20 protein-coding genes are annotated in these 19,367 nt (G+C 59.5%); 8 read left to right on the top strand and 12 right to left on the bottom strand.

Going from position 1 to position 19,367, the window contains the following annotated elements:
* Nucleotides 1-29: 29 nt before the first annotated feature.
* A complete protein-coding gene (gene clpA, locus CKW26_RS07265) occupies nt 30-2,300 on the top strand; it encodes an ATP-dependent Clp protease ATP-binding subunit ClpA (RefSeq protein ID WP_016987404.1) in 2,271 nt (756 codons plus the stop codon).
* A gap of 959 nt (nt 2,301-3,259) precedes the next feature.
* On the opposite strand, the gene infA is transcribed toward clpA, so the two are convergent.
* From infA to trxB, 4 genes are all read right to left on the bottom strand, one after another.
* The gene (gene infA, locus CKW26_RS07260; RefSeq protein WP_002553999.1) at nt 3,260-3,478 is read right to left on the bottom strand and encodes a translation initiation factor IF-1; all 219 of its coding nucleotides are present in this window, start codon (nt 3,476-3,478) and stop codon (nt 3,260-3,262) included.
* 112 nt (nt 3,479-3,590) lie between these two features.
* The gene (locus CKW26_RS07255; RefSeq protein ID WP_095048070.1) at nt 3,591-4,298 is read right to left on the bottom strand and encodes an arginyltransferase; all 708 of its coding nucleotides are present in this window, start codon (nt 4,296-4,298) and stop codon (nt 3,591-3,593) included.
* A 57-nt stretch (nt 4,299-4,355) separates the two neighbouring features.
* Nucleotides 4,356-5,036: a leucyl/phenylalanyl-tRNA--protein transferase gene (gene aat, locus CKW26_RS07250; protein ID WP_093434297.1), complete on the bottom strand. Its 681-nt coding sequence runs from the start codon at nt 5,034-5,036 to the stop codon at nt 4,356-4,358.
* Between the two features lie 61 nt (nt 5,037-5,097).
* The gene (gene trxB / locus CKW26_RS07245) at nt 5,098-6,057 is read right to left on the bottom strand and encodes a thioredoxin-disulfide reductase (protein WP_095048069.1); all 960 of its coding nucleotides are present in this window, start codon (nt 6,055-6,057) and stop codon (nt 5,098-5,100) included.
* 276 nt (nt 6,058-6,333) lie between these two features.
* On the opposite strand from trxB, the gene CKW26_RS07240 reads away from it, so the two are divergent.
* The 6 genes from CKW26_RS07240 to cysG all read left to right on the top strand — a co-directional run bounded on the left by CKW26_RS07240 (nt 6,334) and on the right by cysG (nt 13,986).
* Nucleotides 6,334-8,763 carry a DNA translocase FtsK gene (locus CKW26_RS07240; RefSeq protein ID WP_177409230.1) on the top strand — a complete coding sequence of 810 codons (2,430 nt, stop codon included), beginning with the start codon at nt 6,334-6,336 and terminating at the stop codon, nt 8,761-8,763.
* Between the two features lie 67 nt (nt 8,764-8,830).
* Nucleotides 8,831-9,451: an outer membrane lipoprotein chaperone LolA gene (gene lolA / locus CKW26_RS07235; RefSeq protein WP_095048068.1), complete on the top strand. Its 621-nt coding sequence runs from the start codon at nt 8,831-8,833 to the stop codon at nt 9,449-9,451.
* A 147-nt stretch (nt 9,452-9,598) separates the two neighbouring features.
* The gene (locus CKW26_RS07230) at nt 9,599-10,921 is read left to right on the top strand and encodes a replication-associated recombination protein A (RefSeq protein WP_034155144.1); all 1,323 of its coding nucleotides are present in this window, start codon (nt 9,599-9,601) and stop codon (nt 10,919-10,921) included.
* Nucleotides 10,921-11,295 (top strand): fluoride efflux transporter CrcB, encoded by a 375-nt coding sequence (crcB, locus tag CKW26_RS07225; protein ID WP_095048067.1) that lies wholly within the window; start codon nt 10,921-10,923, stop codon nt 11,293-11,295. The genes CKW26_RS07230 and crcB overlap by 1 nt, the downstream gene beginning before the upstream one ends.
* A 15-nt stretch (nt 11,296-11,310) precedes the next feature.
* Nucleotides 11,311-12,591: a serine--tRNA ligase gene (serS, locus tag CKW26_RS07220; protein WP_007908080.1), complete on the top strand. Its 1,281-nt coding sequence runs from the start codon at nt 11,311-11,313 to the stop codon at nt 12,589-12,591.
* Nucleotides 12,592-13,986, top strand: coding sequence for a siroheme synthase CysG (gene cysG, locus CKW26_RS07215; RefSeq protein WP_095048066.1), 1,395 nt, complete (start codon nt 12,592-12,594; stop codon nt 13,984-13,986).
* A 132-nt stretch (nt 13,987-14,118) separates the two neighbouring features.
* Here cysG and CKW26_RS07210 read toward each other — a convergent pair whose 3' ends face one another.
* The 8 genes from CKW26_RS07210 to CKW26_RS07175 all read right to left on the bottom strand — a co-directional run bounded on the left by CKW26_RS07210 (nt 14,119) and on the right by CKW26_RS07175 (nt 18,845).
* On the bottom strand, nt 14,119-15,120 hold the full coding sequence (locus tag CKW26_RS07210) for a glutathione S-transferase family protein (protein ID WP_095048065.1): 1,002 nt from the start codon (nt 15,118-15,120) through the stop codon (nt 14,119-14,121).
* A gap of 91 nt (nt 15,121-15,211) precedes the next feature.
* Nucleotides 15,212-16,213 carry a glycosyl transferase family protein gene (locus CKW26_RS07205; RefSeq protein WP_095048064.1) on the bottom strand — a complete coding sequence of 334 codons (1,002 nt, stop codon included), beginning with the start codon at nt 16,211-16,213 and terminating at the stop codon, nt 15,212-15,214.
* On the bottom strand, nt 16,210-16,545 hold the full coding sequence (locus tag CKW26_RS07200) for a TusE/DsrC/DsvC family sulfur relay protein (protein WP_095048063.1): 336 nt from the start codon (nt 16,543-16,545) through the stop codon (nt 16,210-16,212). The genes CKW26_RS07205 and CKW26_RS07200 overlap by 4 nt, the downstream gene beginning before the upstream one ends.
* On the bottom strand, nt 16,542-16,835 hold the full coding sequence (gene tusB / locus CKW26_RS07195) for a sulfurtransferase complex subunit TusB (protein WP_095048062.1): 294 nt from the start codon (nt 16,833-16,835) through the stop codon (nt 16,542-16,544). The genes CKW26_RS07200 and tusB overlap by 4 nt, the downstream gene beginning before the upstream one ends.
* Nucleotides 16,835-17,191 (bottom strand): sulfurtransferase complex subunit TusC, encoded by a 357-nt coding sequence (gene tusC, locus CKW26_RS07190; RefSeq protein ID WP_095048061.1) that lies wholly within the window; start codon nt 17,189-17,191, stop codon nt 16,835-16,837. Before tusC ends, tusB begins: the two co-directional genes overlap by 1 nt.
* Before the next feature lies 1 nt (nt 17,192).
* Complete coding sequence (gene tusD, locus CKW26_RS07185) at nt 17,193-17,585, bottom strand: sulfurtransferase complex subunit TusD (protein ID WP_095048107.1); 393 nt, start codon at nt 17,583-17,585, stop codon at nt 17,193-17,195.
* A gap of 200 nt (nt 17,586-17,785) precedes the next feature.
* Nucleotides 17,786-18,490, bottom strand: a complete 705-nt coding sequence (locus CKW26_RS07180; protein ID WP_095048060.1) for a YoaK family protein — start codon at nt 18,488-18,490, stop codon at nt 17,786-17,788.
* A gap of 25 nt (nt 18,491-18,515) precedes the next feature.
* Nucleotides 18,516-18,845: a DUF6388 family protein gene (locus tag CKW26_RS07175; RefSeq protein WP_095048106.1), complete on the bottom strand. Its 330-nt coding sequence runs from the start codon at nt 18,843-18,845 to the stop codon at nt 18,516-18,518.
* A 134-nt stretch (nt 18,846-18,979) separates the two neighbouring features.
* Here CKW26_RS07175 and CKW26_RS07170 point away from each other — a divergent pair, with 134 nt between their 5' ends.
* Complete coding sequence (locus CKW26_RS07170; protein ID WP_095048059.1) at nt 18,980-19,330, top strand: hypothetical protein; 351 nt, start codon at nt 18,980-18,982, stop codon at nt 19,328-19,330.
* The last annotated feature ends 37 nt before the right edge of the window (nt 19,331-19,367 follow it).

Raw genomic sequence — 19,367 nt, 5'->3', positions numbered from 1 at the left:
CGCCGACCACTTGGGTATGAGGTGAAGCTATGTTAAACCGCGAGCTCGAAGTCACCCTCAATCTAGCCTTCAAGGAGGCTCGTTCGAAACGTCATGAATTCATGACCGTCGAACACCTTTTGCTGGCCCTATTGGACAATGAGGCTGCCGCCACCGTTTTGCGTGCCTGCGGCGCAAACCTCGACAAACTCAAGCATGACCTGCAGGAGTTCATCGACTCCACCACGCCATTGATCCCCGTTCATGACGAAGATCGCGAAACCCAGCCAACCCTGGGCTTCCAGCGTGTACTGCAACGTGCTGTTTTCCACGTACAGAGCTCGGGCAAACGCGAAGTGACCGGCGCCAACGTGCTGGTTGCCATCTTCAGTGAGCAAGAGAGTCAGGCAGTGTTCCTGCTGAAACAGCAGAGCGTTGCGCGCATCGATGTCGTCAATTACATCGCACACGGCATTTCCAAAGTGCCGGGGCATGGCGATCACTCTGAAGGTGAACAAGATATGCAGGACGACGAGGGCGGTGAGTCTTCTTCTTCAGGCAATCCTCTGGATGCTTATGCCAGCAACCTCAACGAGCTCGCGCGCCAGGGTCGCATCGACCCGTTGGTCGGCCGTGAATCGGAAGTCGAGCGTGTCGCGCAGATTCTCGCGCGTCGGCGCAAAAACAATCCGCTGCTGGTAGGCGAGGCGGGCGTGGGTAAAACTGCGATTGCCGAAGGCCTGGCCAAGCGCATTGTTGATAATCAGGTGCCGGACCTGCTGGCCAATAGCGTTGTTTACTCGCTCGACCTTGGCGCTCTGCTCGCGGGCACCAAGTATCGCGGTGATTTCGAGAAGCGCTTCAAGGCGCTGCTCAACGAACTGAAAAAACGTCCGCAGGCGATCCTGTTCATCGACGAAATCCACACCATCATCGGTGCCGGCGCTGCGTCGGGCGGGGTCATGGACGCTTCGAATCTGCTCAAACCGCTGCTGTCGTCTGGCGACATTCGCTGCATCGGCTCGACCACGTTCCAGGAATTCCGCGGCATCTTCGAGAAGGACCGTGCCCTGGCACGGCGCTTCCAGAAGGTCGATGTGGTCGAACCGTCGGTGGAAGACACCATCGGTATTCTGCGCGGCCTGAAAGGGCGTTTCGAACAGCACCACAACATCGAATACAGCGATGAGTCATTGCGCGCTGCGGCAGAACTCGCGTCGCGCTACATCAATGACCGGCATATGCCGGACAAGGCCATCGACGTGATCGACGAGGCGGGCGCCTATCAGCGTCTGCAACCGGTCGAAAAACGCGTGAAGCGCATCGAGGTGCCGCAGGTTGAAGACATCGTCGCGAAAATCGCGCGGATTCCGCCGAAGCACGTCACCAGTTCCGACAAGGAGCTGCTGCGTAACCTGGAGCGTGACCTGAAGCTGACGGTGTTTGGTCAGGACGCGGCGATCGATTCGCTGTCGACTGCGATCAAACTGTCGCGTGCCGGCCTGAAGTCGCCTGACAAGCCCGTCGGTTCGTTCCTGTTCGCAGGCCCGACCGGTGTTGGTAAAACCGAGGCTGCGCGGCAATTGGCCAAGGCGTTGGGGATCGAGCTGGTTCGCTTCGACATGTCCGAGTACATGGAGCGTCACACCGTATCGCGCCTGATCGGTGCGCCTCCGGGCTATGTCGGCTTTGATCAAGGCGGTCTGTTGACCGAAGCGATCACCAAGCAACCGCATTGCGTATTGCTCCTCGATGAGATCGAGAAGGCACATCCGGAAGTCTTCAACCTGCTGTTGCAGGTGATGGACCACGGTACGCTGACCGACAACAACGGGCGCAAGGCGGACTTCCGCAACGTGATTGTGATCATGACCACCAACGCCGGTGCCGAAACGGCGGCGCGTGCTTCGATCGGTTTCACCCATCAGGACCACTCGTCTGATGCGATGGAAGTGATCAAGAAGAGCTTTACGCCGGAGTTCCGTAACCGTCTGGACACCATTATCCAGTTTGGTCGCCTCAGCCATGAGGTCATCAAAAGTGTGGTGGACAAGTTCCTCACCGAGCTTCAGGCGCAGTTGGAAGACAAGCGTGTGTTGCTTGAGGTCACTGATGCTGCGCGTAGTTGGCTGGCGGCGGGTGGTTATGACTCGGCGATGGGTGCGCGTCCGATGGCACGTCTGATCCAGGACAAGATCAAGCGTCCGTTGGCGGAGGAGATTCTGTTTGGCGAGCTGGCCGAGCATGGCGGTGTGGTGCACATCGACATCAAGGATGGTGAGTTGACGTTTGACTTCGAAACTACCGCAGAAATGGCCTGATGGCCTGAGATCAAGAGGGCGCCTTCGGGCGCCTTTTTGTTATTTGTCGTTTGGGTTTTTTGGGTGAATATCCGTTGCTGCGATGATGGCTTATTACGGTTTCGCCCTTACGGCGACTCACTTTTTTTCAAACGCCAAAAAAAGTAAGCAAAAAACGCTTGCTCCTACGTTCGGCCCGCTCGCTGGGGCTCGGGGTGCCTTCGCTGCGGGATCGATCCGGGCGCAGCGCCTACGGTTTGCTTCGCTGCACCTCCTCTCGCTGTGTTTGGCTTCGCCAAACGGTCGCTGCGCTCCCACACCCGGATCAATCCCTCCACTCAGCCTTCCGACGTCGCCTTGCAGATCAAGATCAAGAGCAGGCGAGCTGACACTCGGCCTATTGAGTGGTCAAGAGCGCGGGTGTTCGGCTTTTGATTTGGGTTGTTGCTGCCCCTCACCCCAGCCCTCTCCCGAGGGAGAGGGAGCCGATTTGTGAGCATTTCAAAGTCTGAGTTCAACTCGGTATTTCATGTCGGCGTACGTCACCCAAACACCTCGGTCAGTCCCCTCTCCCTCCGGGAGAGGGCTAGGGTGAGGGGCTCTTGATCTGGCTCTTGATCTAGCTTTGGCTTTTGATCTTTTGCCCCATCGGCAGGCCGAGCGGAGGTGTTCATCCGGGGGTAGGCGCGCAGCGCCGTGCGGCGTAGCCGCATACATCGAGAGGAGGTGCAGCGAAGCAAACCGTAGGCGATGCCCCCGGATGGACACCGTAGCGAGGGAACGCTGAGCCTAGGCGAAGTGCCGTACGCCAGGGGCAAAGCCTTTTGGTTCCTTTTTGGCGTTTGAAAAAGGGACTCGCTGTAAGAGCGAAACCGCCAGCGGCCGCACCCGAAAAAACGGATATGCCCCCAAACCCCAAACCCCAAAACGCAGACAAACAAAAACGCCCGGCATAAACCGGGCGTTCTGTATTGACTTGATTAACGAGCGCGGTAAGTGATGCGCCCTTTGCTCAAGTCATAGGGCGTCAGCTCGACGCGCACTTTGTCACCGGTAAGAATACGAATGTAGTTCTTGCGCATCTTGCCGGAAATATGCGCGGTTACGACGTGCCCATTTTCCAACTCCACACGAAACATGGTGTTGGGCAGGGTGTCGACGACAGTGCCTTCCATTTCGAAGCTGTCTTCTTTCGACATGCAGTAAAGCCCTCGGTATCCAATGAATGGCCCGGTGCAACTGCGCCAGGCAAAAGCGGCGTGCATTGTGCCCGAAAAATGGGGTTTACGCCAAGGGGTTTACGGCTTGGGTTTAGTTGAGGATCACCCAGCGCTGATTAATCAGCAGTTCGATGGGGCGATATTGCGTCTTGTAGTTCATCTTTTTGCAGTTCTTGATCCAGTAACCGAGGTACACCGCCTCAAGCCCGAGGCGCTGGCTCTCGGCGATTTGCCAGAGGATGGCAAATCGGCCAAGGCTGCGGCGTTCTTCGGCGGGTTCGTAAAACGTGTACACCGCTGACAAACCGTTCGGCAGTAAATCGGTGACCGCCACGGCGAGCAACCGTCCGTCGAGTCGGAACTCATAGAAGCGCGAGAAGGGCAGATCGCGTACCAGAAAAGTCGAGAATTGATCGCGGCTCGGCGGGTACATGTCGCCGTCTGCGTGACGCTGTTCGATGTAACGCTGATACAGATCGAAATATTCTTCGCTGAATTGCGGTTTGGCCGGGCGCACCTGCAAATCCGTATTGCGCTTGAGAATCCGCTTCTGCTGACGATTGGGCATGAACTGCGCCACGGGAATGCGCGCAGGTACGCACGCATTGCAGTTCTGGCAATGCGGCCGGTACAGATGATCGCCGCTGCGACGAAAGCCCATTTCCGACAGGTCTGCGTAGACATGCACATCCATGGGCTGACTCGGATCGAGAAACAGGGTCGTGGCCTGCTCCTCGGGCAGATAACTGCAAGAGTGAGGCTGAGTGGCATAGAACTTCAATCGCGCCAACTCGGTCATGATCAACCCTCGGGATAAGCTGGTGAATTAAGTGTAAGCCACGCGCGCAAAAGTCGCTCAGCAAACCCAGGTGGCACGATTGGGTTGGTCCAGATGGCGGGCCAGATAGTCGGCGAATTCCTGGCGGGGAATGGCTCTGGCGCCGAGGCTGTGCAGATGATCGGTCGGCATCTGGCAATCGATCAGCACGAATCCCGAGTCTTTCAGGTGCCGCACAAGGGTGGCAAAGCCGAATTTCGAGGCATTGTCGGCGCGGCTGAACATCGATTCACCAAAAAACAATTGGCCCATCGCCAGGCCGTACAGGCCACCGACCAGTTCGCCCTGATCCCAGACCTCCACCGAATGCGCGAAGCCGCGACGATGCAGTTCGACATAGGCGTCCTGCATCGCCTCGGTGATCCAGGTGCCATCGGCGTAATCCCGTGGTGCGGCACAGGCGCGGATCACGGCATCGAAATCCTGATCGAAGGTCACTTGATAGCGTTCCTGACGCAGCAGTTTGCCGAGGCTGCGCGAGACATGCAGTTCGTCGGGAAACAATACCGTGCGCGGATCCGGCGACCACCAGAGAATCGGCTGACCCTCGGAAAACCATGGAAAGCAGCCATGGCGATAAGCTTGAATCAGCCGGTCGGCCGACAAATCGCCACCCGCAGCCAGCAATCCGTTGGGGTCGCGCATGGCCTTTTCCAGTGGCGGAAAAGTCAGGGAATTACGTTGTAACCAAGTCAGCATGGCATCCAGGCTTACGGAAGGGGAGGGCGGTGGGGCGTCTGGCCCGCGATAAAGTGTGCCGTTAAATGACAGGAATGTCGTCCAGATACTTCTCGGCATCCAGTGCGGCCATACACCCGGCACCGGCTGATGTTACCGCCTGGCGGTAAACGTGGTCAGCCACGTCACCGGCGGCAAATACCCCGGGAATCTCGGTGGCGGTGGCGTCGCCGTCGCTGCCGCCCTTGACCCGCAAGTAGCCGTCGCGCATCGGCAACTGGCCTTGGAACAGGTCGGTGTTGGGCTTGTGACCAATGGCAATGAATACGCCGGCCAACGCCAGTTCGCGGGTTTCGCCGGTATGACTGTCCCGCAGTCGCGCGCCGGTGACGCCGCTGGCATCGCCGAGCACTTCGTCGAGATTCTGGTTCCAGTGCAGGCGCACGTTGCCGTTCGCAGCTTTCTCGAACAGTTTGTCCTGAAGGATTTTCTCCGAACGCAGCTTGTCGCGACGATGGATCAGGTGCACCTCCCTGGCGATGTTCGACAGATAAAGTGCCTCCTCAACCGCCGTATTGCCGCCGCCGACTACGGCGACCACCTGATTGCGATAGAAGAAGCCGTCACAGGTCGCACAGGCGGAAACGCCTTTGCCGGCGAAGGCTTCTTCCGAGGGCAAGCCGAGATACTGCGCCGAGGCGCCGGTGGCAATGATCAGTGCGTCGCAGGTGTAAGTGCCGCTGTCGCCGATAAGCTCGAACGGGCGCTGCTGCAACTTGGCGGTGTGGATGTGGTCGTAAACGATCTCTGTGGCAAAGCGTTCGGCGTGTTTTTGCATACGTTCCATCAGCGCCGGGCCGGTGAGGCCTTCGACGTCACCGGGCCAGTTGTCGACCTCGACGGTGGTGGTGAGCTGGCCACCGGCCTGCAGGCCGGTGATGACCACGGGTTTGAGGTTGGCGCGGGCGGCATACACGGCAGCGCTGTAACCGGCCGGGCCGGAGCCAAGGATGATCAGGCGTGAATGCTTCGCTACGTTCATCAAATAGACCTCATAAGCCTTTGTCACAAAAGGTAATGCATGCTCAAATTGAGTCGCGGCCTCTGTGTGCTTGACTATGCTCAATCCTGGGGCTTGAAGCATGGCATCGGACGCACAAACCCGTACAATGCCGGGCTGTTACAGAATGTTCGCCGTGTGCTGTATTTATAAAAGCGGCAGCACAGTGTTAAAAGTAGTCTCAGTTGCGCTCGTTCACTTTTTTACCTGCCTGGATTGGGCAGTTTTTTATCGTCATTCAATAGATGGACGCGCCTTGTGCGCAGGAAAAGAAGCGTTTTGAAGAAATCCACCGAAGCACCAAAAACAGTCGTCCCGCTCTGGCGCCAACAGTTGCACTACCGGCTCAAGGAAGGTGCATTGATCGCCATCGGCGCCTTGTGCCTGTTCCTGATGATGGCTTTGCTGACCTACGGCAAGGACGATCCAGGCTGGAGCCACAACAGCAAGATCGATGACGTACAGAATTTCGGCGGCCCGGCGGGTTCCTACAGCGCCGACATCCTGTTCATGGTGCTGGGTTACTTCGCCTATATCTTCCCGTTGCTGCTGGCGATCAAGGCGTACCAGATTTTCCGCCAGCGCCACGAGCCGTGGCAGTGGAGCGGCTGGCTGTTCTCCTGGCGTCTGATCGGTCTGGTGTTTCTGGTGCTGTCTGGCGCTGCGCTGGCGCATCTGCACTTTCACGCGGCCTCGGGCCTGCCGGCGGGAGCTGGTGGCGCGCTGGGCGAAAGCCTCGGCAATCTGGCGAAGAATGCACTGAATATTCAGGGCAGCACCCTGTTGTTTATTGCGTTGTTCCTGTTCGGTCTGACGGTGTTCACTGATCTGTCGTGGTTCAAGGTGATGGATATCACCGGCAAGATCACCCTTGATCTGTTCGAACTGTTTCAAGGCGCGCTCAATCGCTGGTGGTCGGCCCGTACCGAGCGCAAGCAGTTGGTTGCGCAATTGCGTGAAGTCGACGATCGCGTGCATGACGTGGTCGCGCCGACGGTCACTGACAAGCGCGAACAAGCCAAAGTCAAAGAACGCCTGATCGAACGTGAGCAAGCCCTGAGCAAGCACATGTCCGACCGCGAGAAACAAGTGCCGCCGGTTATCGCCCCGGCCCCGGCCAAGGCGCCCGAGCCAAGCAAGCGCGTGCAGAAAGAGAAACAGGTGCCGTTGTTCGTCGACAGCGCCGTGGAAGGCACTTTGCCGCCGATTTCGATTCTTGATCCGGCGGAAAAGAAACAACTCAATTACTCACCGGAATCCCTGGCGGCGGTCGGCCATTTGCTGGAGATCAAGCTCAAGGAGTTCGGTGTCGAGGTCACGGTGGATTCGATCCACCCGGGTCCGGTGATTACCCGTTACGAAATTCAGCCTGCCGCCGGCGTGAAAGTCAGCCGCATCGCCAACCTCGCCAAAGACCTCGCGCGTTCGCTGGCCGTGACCAGCGTACGTGTGGTCGAGGTGATTCCGGGCAAGACCACCGTCGGTATCGAGATTCCCAACGAAGACCGGCAGATCGTGCGCTTCTCCGAAGTGCTGTCGACGCCTGAATACGACAATTTCAAATCGCCGGTCACCCTGGCGCTGGGTCACGACATCGGCGGTAAGCCGGTCATTACTGACCTGGCGAAGATGCCGCACTTGCTGGTGGCCGGTACGACCGGTTCCGGTAAGTCGGTGGGTGTGAACGCGATGATCCTGTCGATCCTGTTCAAGTCCGGCCCGGAAGACGCCAAGCTGATCATGATCGACCCGAAAATGTTGGAACTGTCGATCTACGAAGGCATTCCGCACTTGCTGTGCCCGGTCGTTACCGACATGAAGGACGCCGCCAACGCCTTGCGCTGGAGCGTTGCCGAGATGGAGCGCCGCTACAAGCTGATGGCGAAAATGGGCGTGCGCAACCTGTCCGGCTTCAACGCCAAGGTCAAGGAAGCGCAGGATGCCGGCGAACCGTTGAGCGATCCGCTGTACAAACGCGAAAGCATCCACGACGAAGCACCGTTGCTGCAGAAGCTGCCAACCATCGTTGTAGTGGTCGACGAATTCGCTGACATGATGATGATCGTCGGCAAGAAGGTTGAAGAACTGATCGCCCGTATCGCCCAGAAGGCCCGTGCTGCCGGTATTCACTTGATCCTCGCCACCCAGCGGCCATCGGTGGACGTGATCACCGGTCTGATCAAGGCCAACATTCCGACGCGTATGGCGTTCCAGGTATCGAGCAAGATCGACTCGCGCACCATCATCGATCAGGGTGGCGCCGAACAGCTGCTCGGTCACGGTGACATGCTCTACATGCCGCCGGGCACCAGCCTGCCGATCCGGGTTCACGGTGCGTTCGTATCCGACGATGAAGTACACCGTGTGGTCGAAGCGTGGAAACTGCGCGGCGCTCCGGAATACAACGATGACATCCTCAACGGTGTCGAAGAAGCCGGCAGCGGTTTTGAAGGCAGCAGCGGTGGCGGCGACGGCGATGATCCGGAAGCCGACGCGCTGTACGATGAAGCTGTACAGTTTGTACTGGAAAGCCGTCGTGCCTCGATTTCCGCTGTACAGCGCAAGCTGAAGATCGGCTACAACCGCGCCGCACGGATGATCGAAGCCATGGAAATGGCCGGGGTCGTCACCTCGATGAACACCAACGGTTCCCGTGAAGTCCTGGCCCCAGGCCCGGTACGCGACTGATTGCAAACGCAAGAGGCGGGACAATGATGTGCCGCCGCTCTCCCAACGAGTATTCAAGAGGACTCCCATGCGTCTTATCCGCATGCTGCTGCCAGTACTGGCGCTGACCACTCTCACGGCCCACGCCGATCAAAAGGACGTGGCGCGTCTGACCCAATTGCTGGAAACATCCAAGACCCTGAGCGCGAACTTCTCGCAGCTGACCCTCGACGGCAGCGGCACGCAGTTGCAGGAAACCACCGGCAACATGACCCTGCAGCGTCCGGGCCTGTTCTACTGGCACACCAATGCGCCAAACGAGCAGACCATGGTTTCCGACGGCAAGAAAGTCACCCTGTGGGACCCGGATCTGGAACAGGCGACCATCAAGAAGCTCGACGAGCGTCTGACCCAGACCCCGGCGCTGCTGCTGTCCGGTGATGTGTCGAAGATCAGCCAGAGTTTTGATATCAGCGCGAAAGAGGCGGGCGGCGTGATCGACTTCACCCTCAAGCCGAAAACCAAAGACACTCTGTTCGATAACCTGCGTCTGTCGTTCCGCAACGGTCTGCTCAACGATATGCAACTGATCGACAGCGTCGGCCAGCGCACGAACATCCTGTTTACCGGGGTCAAGGCCAACGAGCCGGTATCGGCATCGAAGTTCAAGTTCGACATCCCCAAGGATGCCGACGTGATCCAGGAATAAACACGTAAACCCTGTGGGAGCGAGCCTGCTTGCGAAAGCGATATTTCATCCAGCATTAATAGTGGCTGATACACCGCTTTCGCGAGCAGGCTCGCTCCCACAAGGGCAAAGATCGACCTGATCAAATAGAGGTTTCAACGCTACGTGATGGATCTGTTTCGCAGTGCACCGATTGCCCAGCCACTGGCCGCGCGTTTGCGTGCGACCAATCTGGATGAGTACGTCGGTCAGGAGCACGTGCTCGCTCGCGGCAAGCCTCTGCGTGAGGCGCTGGAGCAGGGTGCCCTGCATTCGATGATCTTCTGGGGGCCGCCCGGAGTGGGTAAAACCACTTTGGCGCGGTTGCTCGCGGAAGTCTCCGATGCGCACTTCGAAACGGTCTCGGCAGTGCTCGCCGGGGTCAAAGAGATCCGTCAGGCTGTTGAAATCGCCAAGCAGCAGGCCGGCCAGTACGGCAAGCGCACGATTCTGTTCGTCGATGAAGTGCACCGTTTCAACAAATCCCAGCAGGATGCGTTTCTGCCGTACGTTGAAGACGGCACGCTGATCTTCATCGGCGCCACCACCGAAAATCCTTCCTTCGAACTCAACAATGCTCTGCTGTCGCGTGCCCGCGTCTACGTGCTGAAAAGCCTCGACGAAGCGGCGCTGCGCAAACTGGTGCATCGCGCACTCACTGAAGAGCGTGGGCTGGGCAAGCGCAACCTGACGCTCAACGATGAAGGCTTCCAGATGCTGCTGTCCGCCGCCGATGGCGATGGCCGGCGTCTGCTCAATCTGCTGGAAAACGCCTCGGACCTGGCTGAAGACAACAGCGAAATCGGCACCGAGTTGCTGCAGAGCCTGCTCGGCGATACGCGTCGGCGTTTCGACAAGGGCGGCGAGGCGTTCTACGACCAGATATCGGCGCTGCACAAGTCCGTGCGCGGCTCCAACCCCGACGGCGCGCTGTATTGGTTTGCGCGGATGATCGACGGTGGTTGCGATCCGCTGTACCTGGCCCGCCGTGTGGTGCGCATGGCCAGTGAAGACATCGGCAACGCCGACCCGCGCGCCCTCAGCCTGTGCTTGGCGGCGTGGGAGGTGCAGGAGCGTCTCGGCAGTCCGGAAGGCGAGTTGGCCGTGGCCCAGGCCATCACCTATCTGGCCTGTGCGCCGAAAAGCAACGCGGTGTACATGGGCTTCAAAACCGCGCTGCGTGCCGCCGCTGAAAACGGTTCGCTGGAAGTGCCGTTGCACCTGCGCAACGCACCGACCAAACTGATGAAACAATTGGGCTACGGTGACGAATACCGCTATGCCCACGACGAGCCGGACGCTTATGCCGCTGGCGAAGACTATTTCCCGGAAGAGCTTGATCCCATCCCGTTCTACCAACCGGTGCCGCGTGGCCTGGAATTGAAGATCGGCGAGAAGCTCAACCACCTCGCCCAACTCGATCGTTTAAGCCCTCGGCAGCGGAGAAAATAGTGTTTCCATTGATCATTGCGGTCTCCGCCGGCGGGGTTGCCGGCACCTTGTTGCGCTTCGCCACCGGTAATTGGGTCAACGCCAATTGGCCGCGGCACTTCTATACCGCGACGCTGGCCGTTAATATCGTGGGCTGTCTGCTGATTGGCGTGTTGTACGGCCTGTTTTTGATACGCCCGGAAGTGCCGATCGAGGTACGCGCCGGGTTGATGGTCGGCTTCCTTGGGGGGCTGACGACATTTTCATCCTTTTCACTGGATACGGTGCGCCTGCTGGAAAGCGGGCAAGTGCCGCTGGCCCTGGGCTATGCGGCACTCAGCGTATTCGGCGGGCTGCTCGCGACGTGGGCTGGCCTGTCTTTGACCAAACTTTGATAACGAGAAACCGACATGCTCGATTCCAAACTGTTACGTAGCAACCTTCAGGACGTAGCGGACCGCCTGGCTTCCCGTGGCTTTGCCCTGGATACCGCGCGCATCGAAGCGCTGGAAGAACAGCGTAAGACCGTCCAGACCCGCACCGAAGCACTGCAGGCTGAGCGTAACGCGCGTTCCAAATCCATCGGTCAGGCCAAGCAGCGCGGCGAAGACATCGCGCCGTTGATGGCGGACGTCGAGCGCATGGCGGGCGAACTGAGTGCCGGTAAAGTCGAGCTGGACGCGATCCAGACCGAACTGGACTCGATCCTGCTCGGTATCCCCAACCTGCCGCACGAATCCGTGCCGGTCGGCAAAGACGAAGACGACAACGTTGAAGTGCGCCGCTGGGGCACGCCGACCGCGTTCGACTTCGAAGTGAAAGATCACGTTGCCCTGGGCGAGAAGTTCGGCTGGCTGGATTTCGAAACCGCCGCCAAGCTGTCCGGCGCGCGTTTCGCCCTGCTGCGTGGCCCGATCGCGCGTCTGCACCGCGCCCTGGCGCAGTTCATGATCAACCTGCACGTCAACGAGCACGGCTACGAAGAGGCTTACACGCCTTATCTGGTTCAGGCGCCGGCGCTGCAAGGCACCGGTCAACTGCCGAAGTTCGAAGAAGACCTGTTCAAGATCGCTCGCGAAGGCGAAGCCGATCTGTACCTGATCCCGACCGCTGAAGTGTCGCTGACCAACATCGTTGCGGGCGAAATCGTCGATTCGAAACTGCTGCCGATCAAGTTCGTCGCGCACACTCCGTGCTTCCGCAGTGAAGCCGGTGCATCGGGCCGTGACACCCGCGGCATGATCCGTCAGCACCAGTTCGACAAAGTCGAAATGGTCCAGATCGTTGAGCCATCGACTTCGATGGAAGCGCTGGAAGGCCTGACCGCCAACGCTGAAAAAGTCCTGCAATTGCTCGGTCTGCCTTACCGCACCTTGGCGCTGTGCACCGGCGACATGGGCTTCAGCGCGGTCAAGACTTATGACCTCGAAGTGTGGATCCCGAGCCAGGACAAGTACCGCGAAATCTCCTCGTGCTCGAACTGCGGCGACTTCCAGGCCCGTCGTATGCAAGCGCGTTTCCGCAACCCGGAAACCGGCAAGCCTGAGCTGGTGCACACCCTGAACGGTTCCGGTCTGGCGGTTGGTCGTACGCTGGTTGCCGTGCTGGAAAACTACCAGCAGGCCGACGGCTCGATCCGTGTACCGGACGTACTCAAGCCGTACATGGGTGGCCTTGAGGTCATCGGCTAAATGAGATATCTGCCGCTGTTTCACAACCTGCGCGGCAGTCGTGTGTTGGTCGTCGGTGGGGGGGAAATTGCCTTGCGCAAATCCCGCCTGCTGGCCGATGCCGGTGCGCTGCTGCGGGTGGTCGCACCTGAAATCGAAACGCAACTGCGTGAACTGGTCGCCGCTTCTGGCGGTGAATGCCTGTTGCGCGGTTACGTCGAGGCGGATCTCGACGGTTGCGGGCTGATTATTGCCGCCACCGACGATGAGACGCTGAACGCCCAAGTCTCCACCGATGCGCACAAGCGCTGCGTGCCGGTCAACGTGGTCGACGCGCCTGCCTTGTGCAGTGTGATCTTCCCGGCGATCGTCGACCGTTCGCCGCTGATCATAGCCGTGTCCAGCGGCGGCGATGCGCCGGTGCTGGCGCGTTTGATCCGCGCCAAGATCGAAACCTGGATTCCATCGACCTACGGCCAATTGGCCGGGCTCGCCGCGCGTTTCCGCAATCAGGTGAAAAGCCTGTTTCCGGATGTGCAGCAGCGTCGTGGTTTCTGGGAAGACGTGTTTCAGGGGCCGATTGCCGACCGGCAACTGGCCGGGCAGGGCGCCGAAGCCGAGCGTCTGCTGCAAGCCAAGATCGATGGTGAAGCCATGGTCACGACCGGTGAGGTGTATCTGGTCGGGGCAGGCCCGGGCGATCCAGACCTGCTGACCTTCAAGGCGTTGCGTCTGATGCAGCAAGCCGACGTGGTGCTGTACGACCGCTTGGTGGCGCCAGCGATTCTTGAGCTGTGCCGTCGTGATGCCGAGCGGGTCTACGTCGGCAAACGTCGGTCTGATCACGCCGTGCCACAGGATCAGATCAACCAGCAACTGGTCGACCTGGCCAAGGCCGGCAAGCGTGTGGTGCGGTTGAAGGGCGGTGATCCGTTTATCTTCGGCCGTGGTGGCGAAGAGATCGAAGAACTGGCCGCTCACGGCATTCCGTTTCAGGTTGTGCCGGGTATCACGGCGGCCAGTGGTTGCGCGGCATATGCCGGGATTCCGCTGACGCATCGTGATCACGCGCAGTCGGTGCGCTTTGTTACCGGCCATCTGAAGGACGGCTCCACCGATCTGCCTTGGGCCGACCTTGTCGCGCCGGCGCAGACGCTGGTGTTCTACATGGGCCTGGTCGGGTTGCCGGTCATCTGCGAACAACTGATCAAACATGGTCGTTCAGCCGATACCCCGGCGGCATTGATTCAGCAGGGCACCACGGTCAATCAGCGCGTCTTCACCGGCACGCTGGCTGACCTGCCGCGACTGGTGGCGGAGCATGAAGTGCATGCGCCGACACTGGTCATCGTCGGTGAAGTGGTGCAACTGCGCGAGAAGCTGGCGTGGTTCGAAGGGGCTCAGGCGCAGGTCTGAAAACCGAGTTGACCCCATCGCTGGCAAGCCAGCTCCCACAGGTTTTGTGTTGAAGCTGCAATCTTCAGTATCACCAAAATCCCTGTGGGAGCTGGCTTGCCAGCGATGGGGCCCTCAAAAACAATACAAATCTCAGCCCCGGTACCAAACCCCTTTGCCGCTCAAACGCGCCCGATCATGGGCCACGTTGAAATCCTGCTCCGGCCCTTTCGGCACAACCCCTGTCGGGTTAATGGTCTTGTGACTGCCGTAGTAGTGGTTCTTGATGTGCTGGAAGTCCACCGTCTCGGCGATCCCCGGCCACTGATACAGCTCACGCAGCCAGTTCGACAGATTCGGGTAATCGGCAATCCGCCGCAGGTTGCACTTGAAGTGGCCGTGGTACACCGCGTCAAAACGAATCATCGTGGTGAACAAACGGATGTCCGCTTCCGTCAGGTACTCACCCGACAAGTAGCAATTGGCACCCAGCAGCCGGTCCAACTGATCCAGCTCGGCAAACACCTCATCGAACGCTTCTTCATAAGCCTGTTGCGACGTCGCAAAACCTGCGCGATACACGCCGTTGTTCACCGCCGGATAAATCCGCTCGTTCAGCGCATCGATCTCGCCGCGTAATGGCGCCGGGTAGAGATCCAGATCATTGCCGGTCAAACCATCAAACGCGCTGTTGAACATGCGGATGATCTCCGCTGATTCGTTGCTGACGATGCGCTTGAGCTTTTTGTCCCACAGCACCGGCACGGTGACGCGGCCGGTGTAATCGGCAGTGTCGGCGGTATAGCGCTGATGCATGAATTCAAAACCATCGAGCTTATCGCCGGTTGAGCCGAGCGCCGTGTCGAAGGTCCAGCCATTTTCCAGCATCAACCAACTGACCACCGAGACGTCGATGAGACTCTCCAGCCCTTTGAGTTTGCGCAGGATCAGCGTGCGATGCGCCCACGGACAGGCGAGCGAAACATAGAGGTGATAGCGCCCGGCCTCCGCGGCAAAACCGCCTTCACCGCTGGGGCCGGGTTCGCCGTTGGCGGTTACCCAGTTGCGGCGCTTGGCCTGTTCGCGCTGGAAGGCGCCGTCCTTGCTGCTTTCGTACCACTTGTCCTGCCAGTGGCCATCGACGAGTAAACCCATGATCAAGACTCCGTAAACCAATAATCGTTGGAGTCGAGTCTATTCCGATGAGTTCGAACAAAAAGCGCAAAGATCGGGCGCGAATGATCGGTTAAATCGATTTGTTCCGCGCGGCCCAGTAGTGCTCGGCGGTTGCGAAGGCTTGCTCACGGCTTTGACCGAGGCCGCGTAAGGCCAGCGCCATGGTCGCAATCAACGCCATTTGCGGGTAACTGTCGACCATCTCGCCACGCCATACGGCTTTCAGGTGTTCGACGTCCAGGGTCGCCGGTTTGACGTGGCGTTGCGCCGACAATTGCGGCCATTCCTCGTCCCAGCTCTCGCCGCCGGTGGTGCCGTAGAGGTGGCTGTCGGCATCCGGGTTGATCTCGATTTCGCCGCCATCGCCTTTGACCACAATCGCCGTGTCGCCAAGCAAACCACTGGCATCGCGATGCACGGCTTGATACCCAGGATGGAAAATGCTTTGCAGGCCGCAACGCGCGCCCAGTGGATTGAGAATCCGCGCCAGGGAATGAATCGGTGAGCGTAGGCCCAAGGTGTTGCGCAAATCGATCATGTTCTGCAATTGCGGCGCCCAGTCCACCAGCGGCATGAAGGCCAGGCCACCGTTACCCAGCGCCGTGCCGACCTGCTGCCAAGTGCGGCACAGCGGAATGTTCAATTCACCAAGCAATTGCTCGCTGTACAGACGCCCGGCGGTGTGTGCGCCGCCGCCGTGCATGAAAATGCGCACGCCGTTCTGTGCCAGGCACTTGGCTGCCAGCAGATACCACGGCAGATGACGCTTCTTGCCAGCGTAAGTCGGCCAGTCCAGATCGACGTTCAGCGCCGGCGCCTGCAAGCGCTCGCGCAGGGCTTCGGTGAAGCCGGCCATCTCCTCGGCGCTTTCTTCCTTGTGCCGCAGCAACATTAGGAACGCGCCGAGCTGGGTGTCCTCGACCTTGTCGTCAAGGACCATGCCCATGGCTTCGCGGGCCTCTTCGCGGGTCAGGTCGCGAGCGCCACGTTTGCCTTTGCCAAGAATGCGCACGAATTGGGCGAACGGGTGTTCGGCAGGCGTTTCGAGGGTCAGCGCTGGAAAGTCGGTCATAAGCAATTCGTCGGTTTGGGCAGGCCCGCCAGTTTCGCGGCGAGTTTGGCGGGGGTGCCTTTGAACAGTCGGTTCAGGTGCAGGCTGTTGCCTTTGTCCGGGCCGAGTTTCAACGCGGTGTACTTGATCAGCGGACGGGTCGCCGGGGACAACTGGAATTCGGCGTAGAAGCTGCGCAGCAGTTCGAGGACTTCCCAGTGTTCGGCGGTCAACTCGATCTCTTCGGCAGCGGCGAGGGCGCTGGCAACGTCGGCAGACCAGTCGCTGAGGTCGACGAGAAAGCCGTCCTTGTCCAGTTCGATGGCGCGGGCGCCGACGGTCATGGCATTCATAACCAGCTGTTGACCTTGTCGTGATGGATCGACAGCTCGACGAAGGCCGGGTAATCAATGGCCTCAGCCCAGTCCGGGACTTCGATGGCGCGAGCCTGTGCATCTTCGGCCAGAATCAACAATTTGATCTGGCGGCTTTGCAGTGCGGAGAACGGCGCGGTGCCCGGTTGCAGAGCATAGACCGCGTCGCCGGACAGCAACACAGCATCAGCGCTGCCGATCAGGCGCAGGCAACTGGTCAGGCGATCGTCGCCAAACGGGGAATGAGACAACACATGCAAAGTCGACATCAGAGGGTGATCACCTGGTCGTAACGGTCAATAAGGGCGGTGATTTGCTCGGCGGCCAGCGGCTGCGCTTCGTCCAGCGACAGAGTGCCGAGGCCACGAGTGCTGGCGCTCTCTGCGCAGTAGAACAACTCTTCGACACCAAACATCGGTAGCGCTTGCAGGTTAGCGCTCAAGTCTTTCTGTTGCAGGGCCTTGGCGCTCTGCCCGGCGGCGAGTTGTAAGACGCCATCATCGAGAAACAGCAAGCCAATGGGCAGATCGAAGGCGCCACCGGCCAGCACGATGTCCAGCGCTTCGCGGGCCGCGGGGCCAGACCATGGCGATTGACGGCTGATGATCAACAGGGATTTAGCCATCTCACGCACCTCCGAAGCAGATCAAGCGGTCAGCGTCTTGTACCGCGTCATGCAACTGACCGAGGCCGGACAATTCCCACGGCGCGCTCACGGAAACGGCGTCACGCTGATAGCGCTTGGCTTCTTCAGCGTCCAGCACGCCACGGCGCAGGGCGGCGGCGATGCACACCACACCGTCCAGCTTCTGTTCGCTGATGAACGTGCGCCATTGTTTGGGCAGGTCGAGTTCGTCCTGCGGCGTGACCACCGCGTCCGAAGCGTTGTAAACGCCGTCCTGATAGAAAAACAGCCGGACAATTTCATGCCCACCGGCCAGCGCGGCTTGTGCAAACAGCAGGGCGCGGCGCGAGGAGGGCGCATGGGCGGCGGAAAACAGCGCAATGGCGAACTTCATGACGGACTCGATCAGCAAAACTGCGGCCATGATAAAGCATTGCAGACCGCAAAGGATCGCAGCGCTTGCAGCGAAACACGATCTCTGTAGGAGCTGCGGTACGCTGCGATCTTTTGATCTTGATCTTTAAAAGCAAGATCAAAAGATCGCAGCCTCGTTTCACTCGACAGCTCCTACATGAGCGTTGGTTGAGGAGTCCGTTAGCGGGGCATGTAGCCCAGTTGCCAGCGGCGCGGGATTTTCAGGGAGAACAGCCCGATGATTGCAGCCAGCAAACCGCTGACAAACATCGCCTGGAGTCCCAAGTGGTGTTCCAGCACCGCCCCCAGAATCGCGCCGATAAACATCCCGCTCCACGGCACCAGTTGCACCCGCCAGCCGCTGCGTCGTTCGCCGAGCATCCAGCGTCCCAAACCACGGCCGAACCGCGACAATGCGCCAGTCACGTAAGTCAGTCCGACCGGCAAGCCGTTCACCTCTTCAACCGACGCGTTGAGCATGCCCATCGCAATGATCGCCGCCATCAGCGCCGGCAGTTGGGTGTCGAATGGCCAGGCGGCCGCCGCACACAGCAGGGTGGCGATACACAGCAGCAGCGGCAGCGCCCGGCGGCCACCGAAACGGGCAACGATAACGCCCAAGGCGTTCCCGGCTATAAAAGTGGCGACGAGGATCAACAAACGCAGGGTCAGCCCGATATCACCATCGCTGATCGCCACGGCAAGTCGGGTGGTGTTGCCGCTCATGAACGAGACGAAGTCGCCGCTGGCCATAAAGCCGATGGCGTCGGTCATGCCGGCCAGTACCGAGAGGCTGGCCACCAGCGCCAGACCAATCCGCCCGCGCCACTTCTGAGTGTGCAGATGCCCGGGGCTGGCGCGGTGAGTCGAGGCGGATGGCAGCATCGGTAGAAGTGTCCTTGGGCGGCGGTTATGGTTCTATGCCATACAGATCGCAATACTCCGGCCAACCCATCCCGGCCATTTCCGCGACTTCACGGTGTACTTCCAACCGCTGCGCCTGATACTCCTCAGGCGAATCAGCCGTCAGTTGCAAGGTCAACTCCCAGGCAAAAAGTCCGAGACTTTCCGCTTCGGCCTCAAATGCTTCATGCAGTCGCTCTTCACGATACTGCGCCTGAGTTTCGCCTTTGGCCTGAGCCAGTAACGGGTTGAGGTGGTCGAGGGATTCGCGTAGTTCGGGACGCGCCTCGAGAAATACTTTCAGGGCGTTTTCATGTCGCTGGTCGGTAGGCGCCATGTGTTTTCCTTGTGAGGCTGATGACCTTAGGTTGCCGCAGCGGCCTGCGCCTGTCGCGCTATAAATGCAGTAAAGCAGAACGATTCCTGCTGCTGCGATGATACAGTCCGCTTTTTTCTGAATGAGCGAATGCAATGCGAATTCTGATGGTAGCGCTGGCCGCGACACTGCTGGCCGGTTGCGCAGGCTCGGTGATAGACGATGCTCGCACGAAAACCCCGTACAAAGTGTTGACGTCGGACAAAGCCGAAAAAGACGTGGCGCGTTGTGTGCAGTTCGGCTGGCAGGACGAAGCGGTGTTTGGCGTGGATGCGGCGGCGTATCTGGAACCGCGTAAATCGGGCGGTACGACGGTGTATACCCGTTCGGCAGAGTCTTTTGTCGATGTGCTCACCGAAGCATCGGGTACGACGCTGAATTACTACGCGCAGAAGGATGATTTTGTCGCCAAGCGCCGGTTGGCCGCGTTGGCGACTTGCCTCTGATCATGCGTTGACGTGGCTGTCGGCATCGTCGGAACGC

This window comes from Pseudomonas sp. Irchel s3h9 (genome assembly GCF_900187475.1).
GTDB lineage: Bacteria > Pseudomonadota > Gammaproteobacteria > Pseudomonadales > Pseudomonadaceae > Aquipseudomonas > Aquipseudomonas neuropathica.
The sequence above is the reverse complement of the archived record's forward strand: the minus strand, read 5'-3'. Positions and strand labels throughout refer to the sequence as shown.

Coding starts and splice junctions, on each gene's coding strand:
- clpA (WP_016987404.1), top strand. CDS start 30: ATGTTAAACCGCGAGCTCGAAGTCACCCTCAATCTAGCCTTCAAGGAG.
- infA (WP_002553999.1), bottom strand. CDS start 3,478: ATGTCGAAAGAAGACAGCTTCGAAATGGAAGGCACTGTCGTCGACACC.
- CKW26_RS07255 (WP_095048070.1), bottom strand. CDS start 4,298: ATGACCGAGTTGGCGCGATTGAAGTTCTATGCCACTCAGCCTCACTCT.
- aat (WP_093434297.1), bottom strand. CDS start 5,036: ATGCTGACTTGGTTACAACGTAATTCCCTGACTTTTCCGCCACTGGAA.
- trxB (WP_095048069.1), bottom strand. CDS start 6,057: ATGAACGTAGCGAAGCATTCACGCCTGATCATCCTTGGCTCCGGCCCG.
- lolA (WP_095048068.1), top strand. CDS start 8,831: ATGCGTCTTATCCGCATGCTGCTGCCAGTACTGGCGCTGACCACTCTC.
- CKW26_RS07230 (WP_034155144.1), top strand. CDS start 9,599: ATGGATCTGTTTCGCAGTGCACCGATTGCCCAGCCACTGGCCGCGCGT.
- serS (WP_007908080.1), top strand. CDS start 11,311: ATGCTCGATTCCAAACTGTTACGTAGCAACCTTCAGGACGTAGCGGAC.
- cysG (WP_095048066.1), top strand. CDS start 12,592: ATGAGATATCTGCCGCTGTTTCACAACCTGCGCGGCAGTCGTGTGTTG.
- CKW26_RS07210 (WP_095048065.1), bottom strand. CDS start 15,120: ATGGGTTTACTCGTCGATGGCCACTGGCAGGACAAGTGGTACGAAAGC.
- CKW26_RS07205 (WP_095048064.1), bottom strand. CDS start 16,213: ATGACCGACTTTCCAGCGCTGACCCTCGAAACGCCTGCCGAACACCCG.
- CKW26_RS07200 (WP_095048063.1), bottom strand. CDS start 16,545: ATGAATGCCATGACCGTCGGCGCCCGCGCCATCGAACTGGACAAGGAC.
- tusB (WP_095048062.1), bottom strand. CDS start 16,835: ATGTCGACTTTGCATGTGTTGTCTCATTCCCCGTTTGGCGACGATCGC.
- tusC (WP_095048061.1), bottom strand. CDS start 17,191: ATGGCTAAATCCCTGTTGATCATCAGCCGTCAATCGCCATGGTCTGGC.
- tusD (WP_095048107.1), bottom strand. CDS start 17,585: ATGAAGTTCGCCATTGCGCTGTTTTCCGCCGCCCATGCGCCCTCCTCG.
- CKW26_RS07180 (WP_095048060.1), bottom strand. CDS start 18,490: ATGCTGCCATCCGCCTCGACTCACCGCGCCAGCCCCGGGCATCTGCAC.
- CKW26_RS07175 (WP_095048106.1), bottom strand. CDS start 18,845: ATGGCGCCTACCGACCAGCGACATGAAAACGCCCTGAAAGTATTTCTC.
- CKW26_RS07170 (WP_095048059.1), top strand. CDS start 18,980: ATGCGAATTCTGATGGTAGCGCTGGCCGCGACACTGCTGGCCGGTTGC.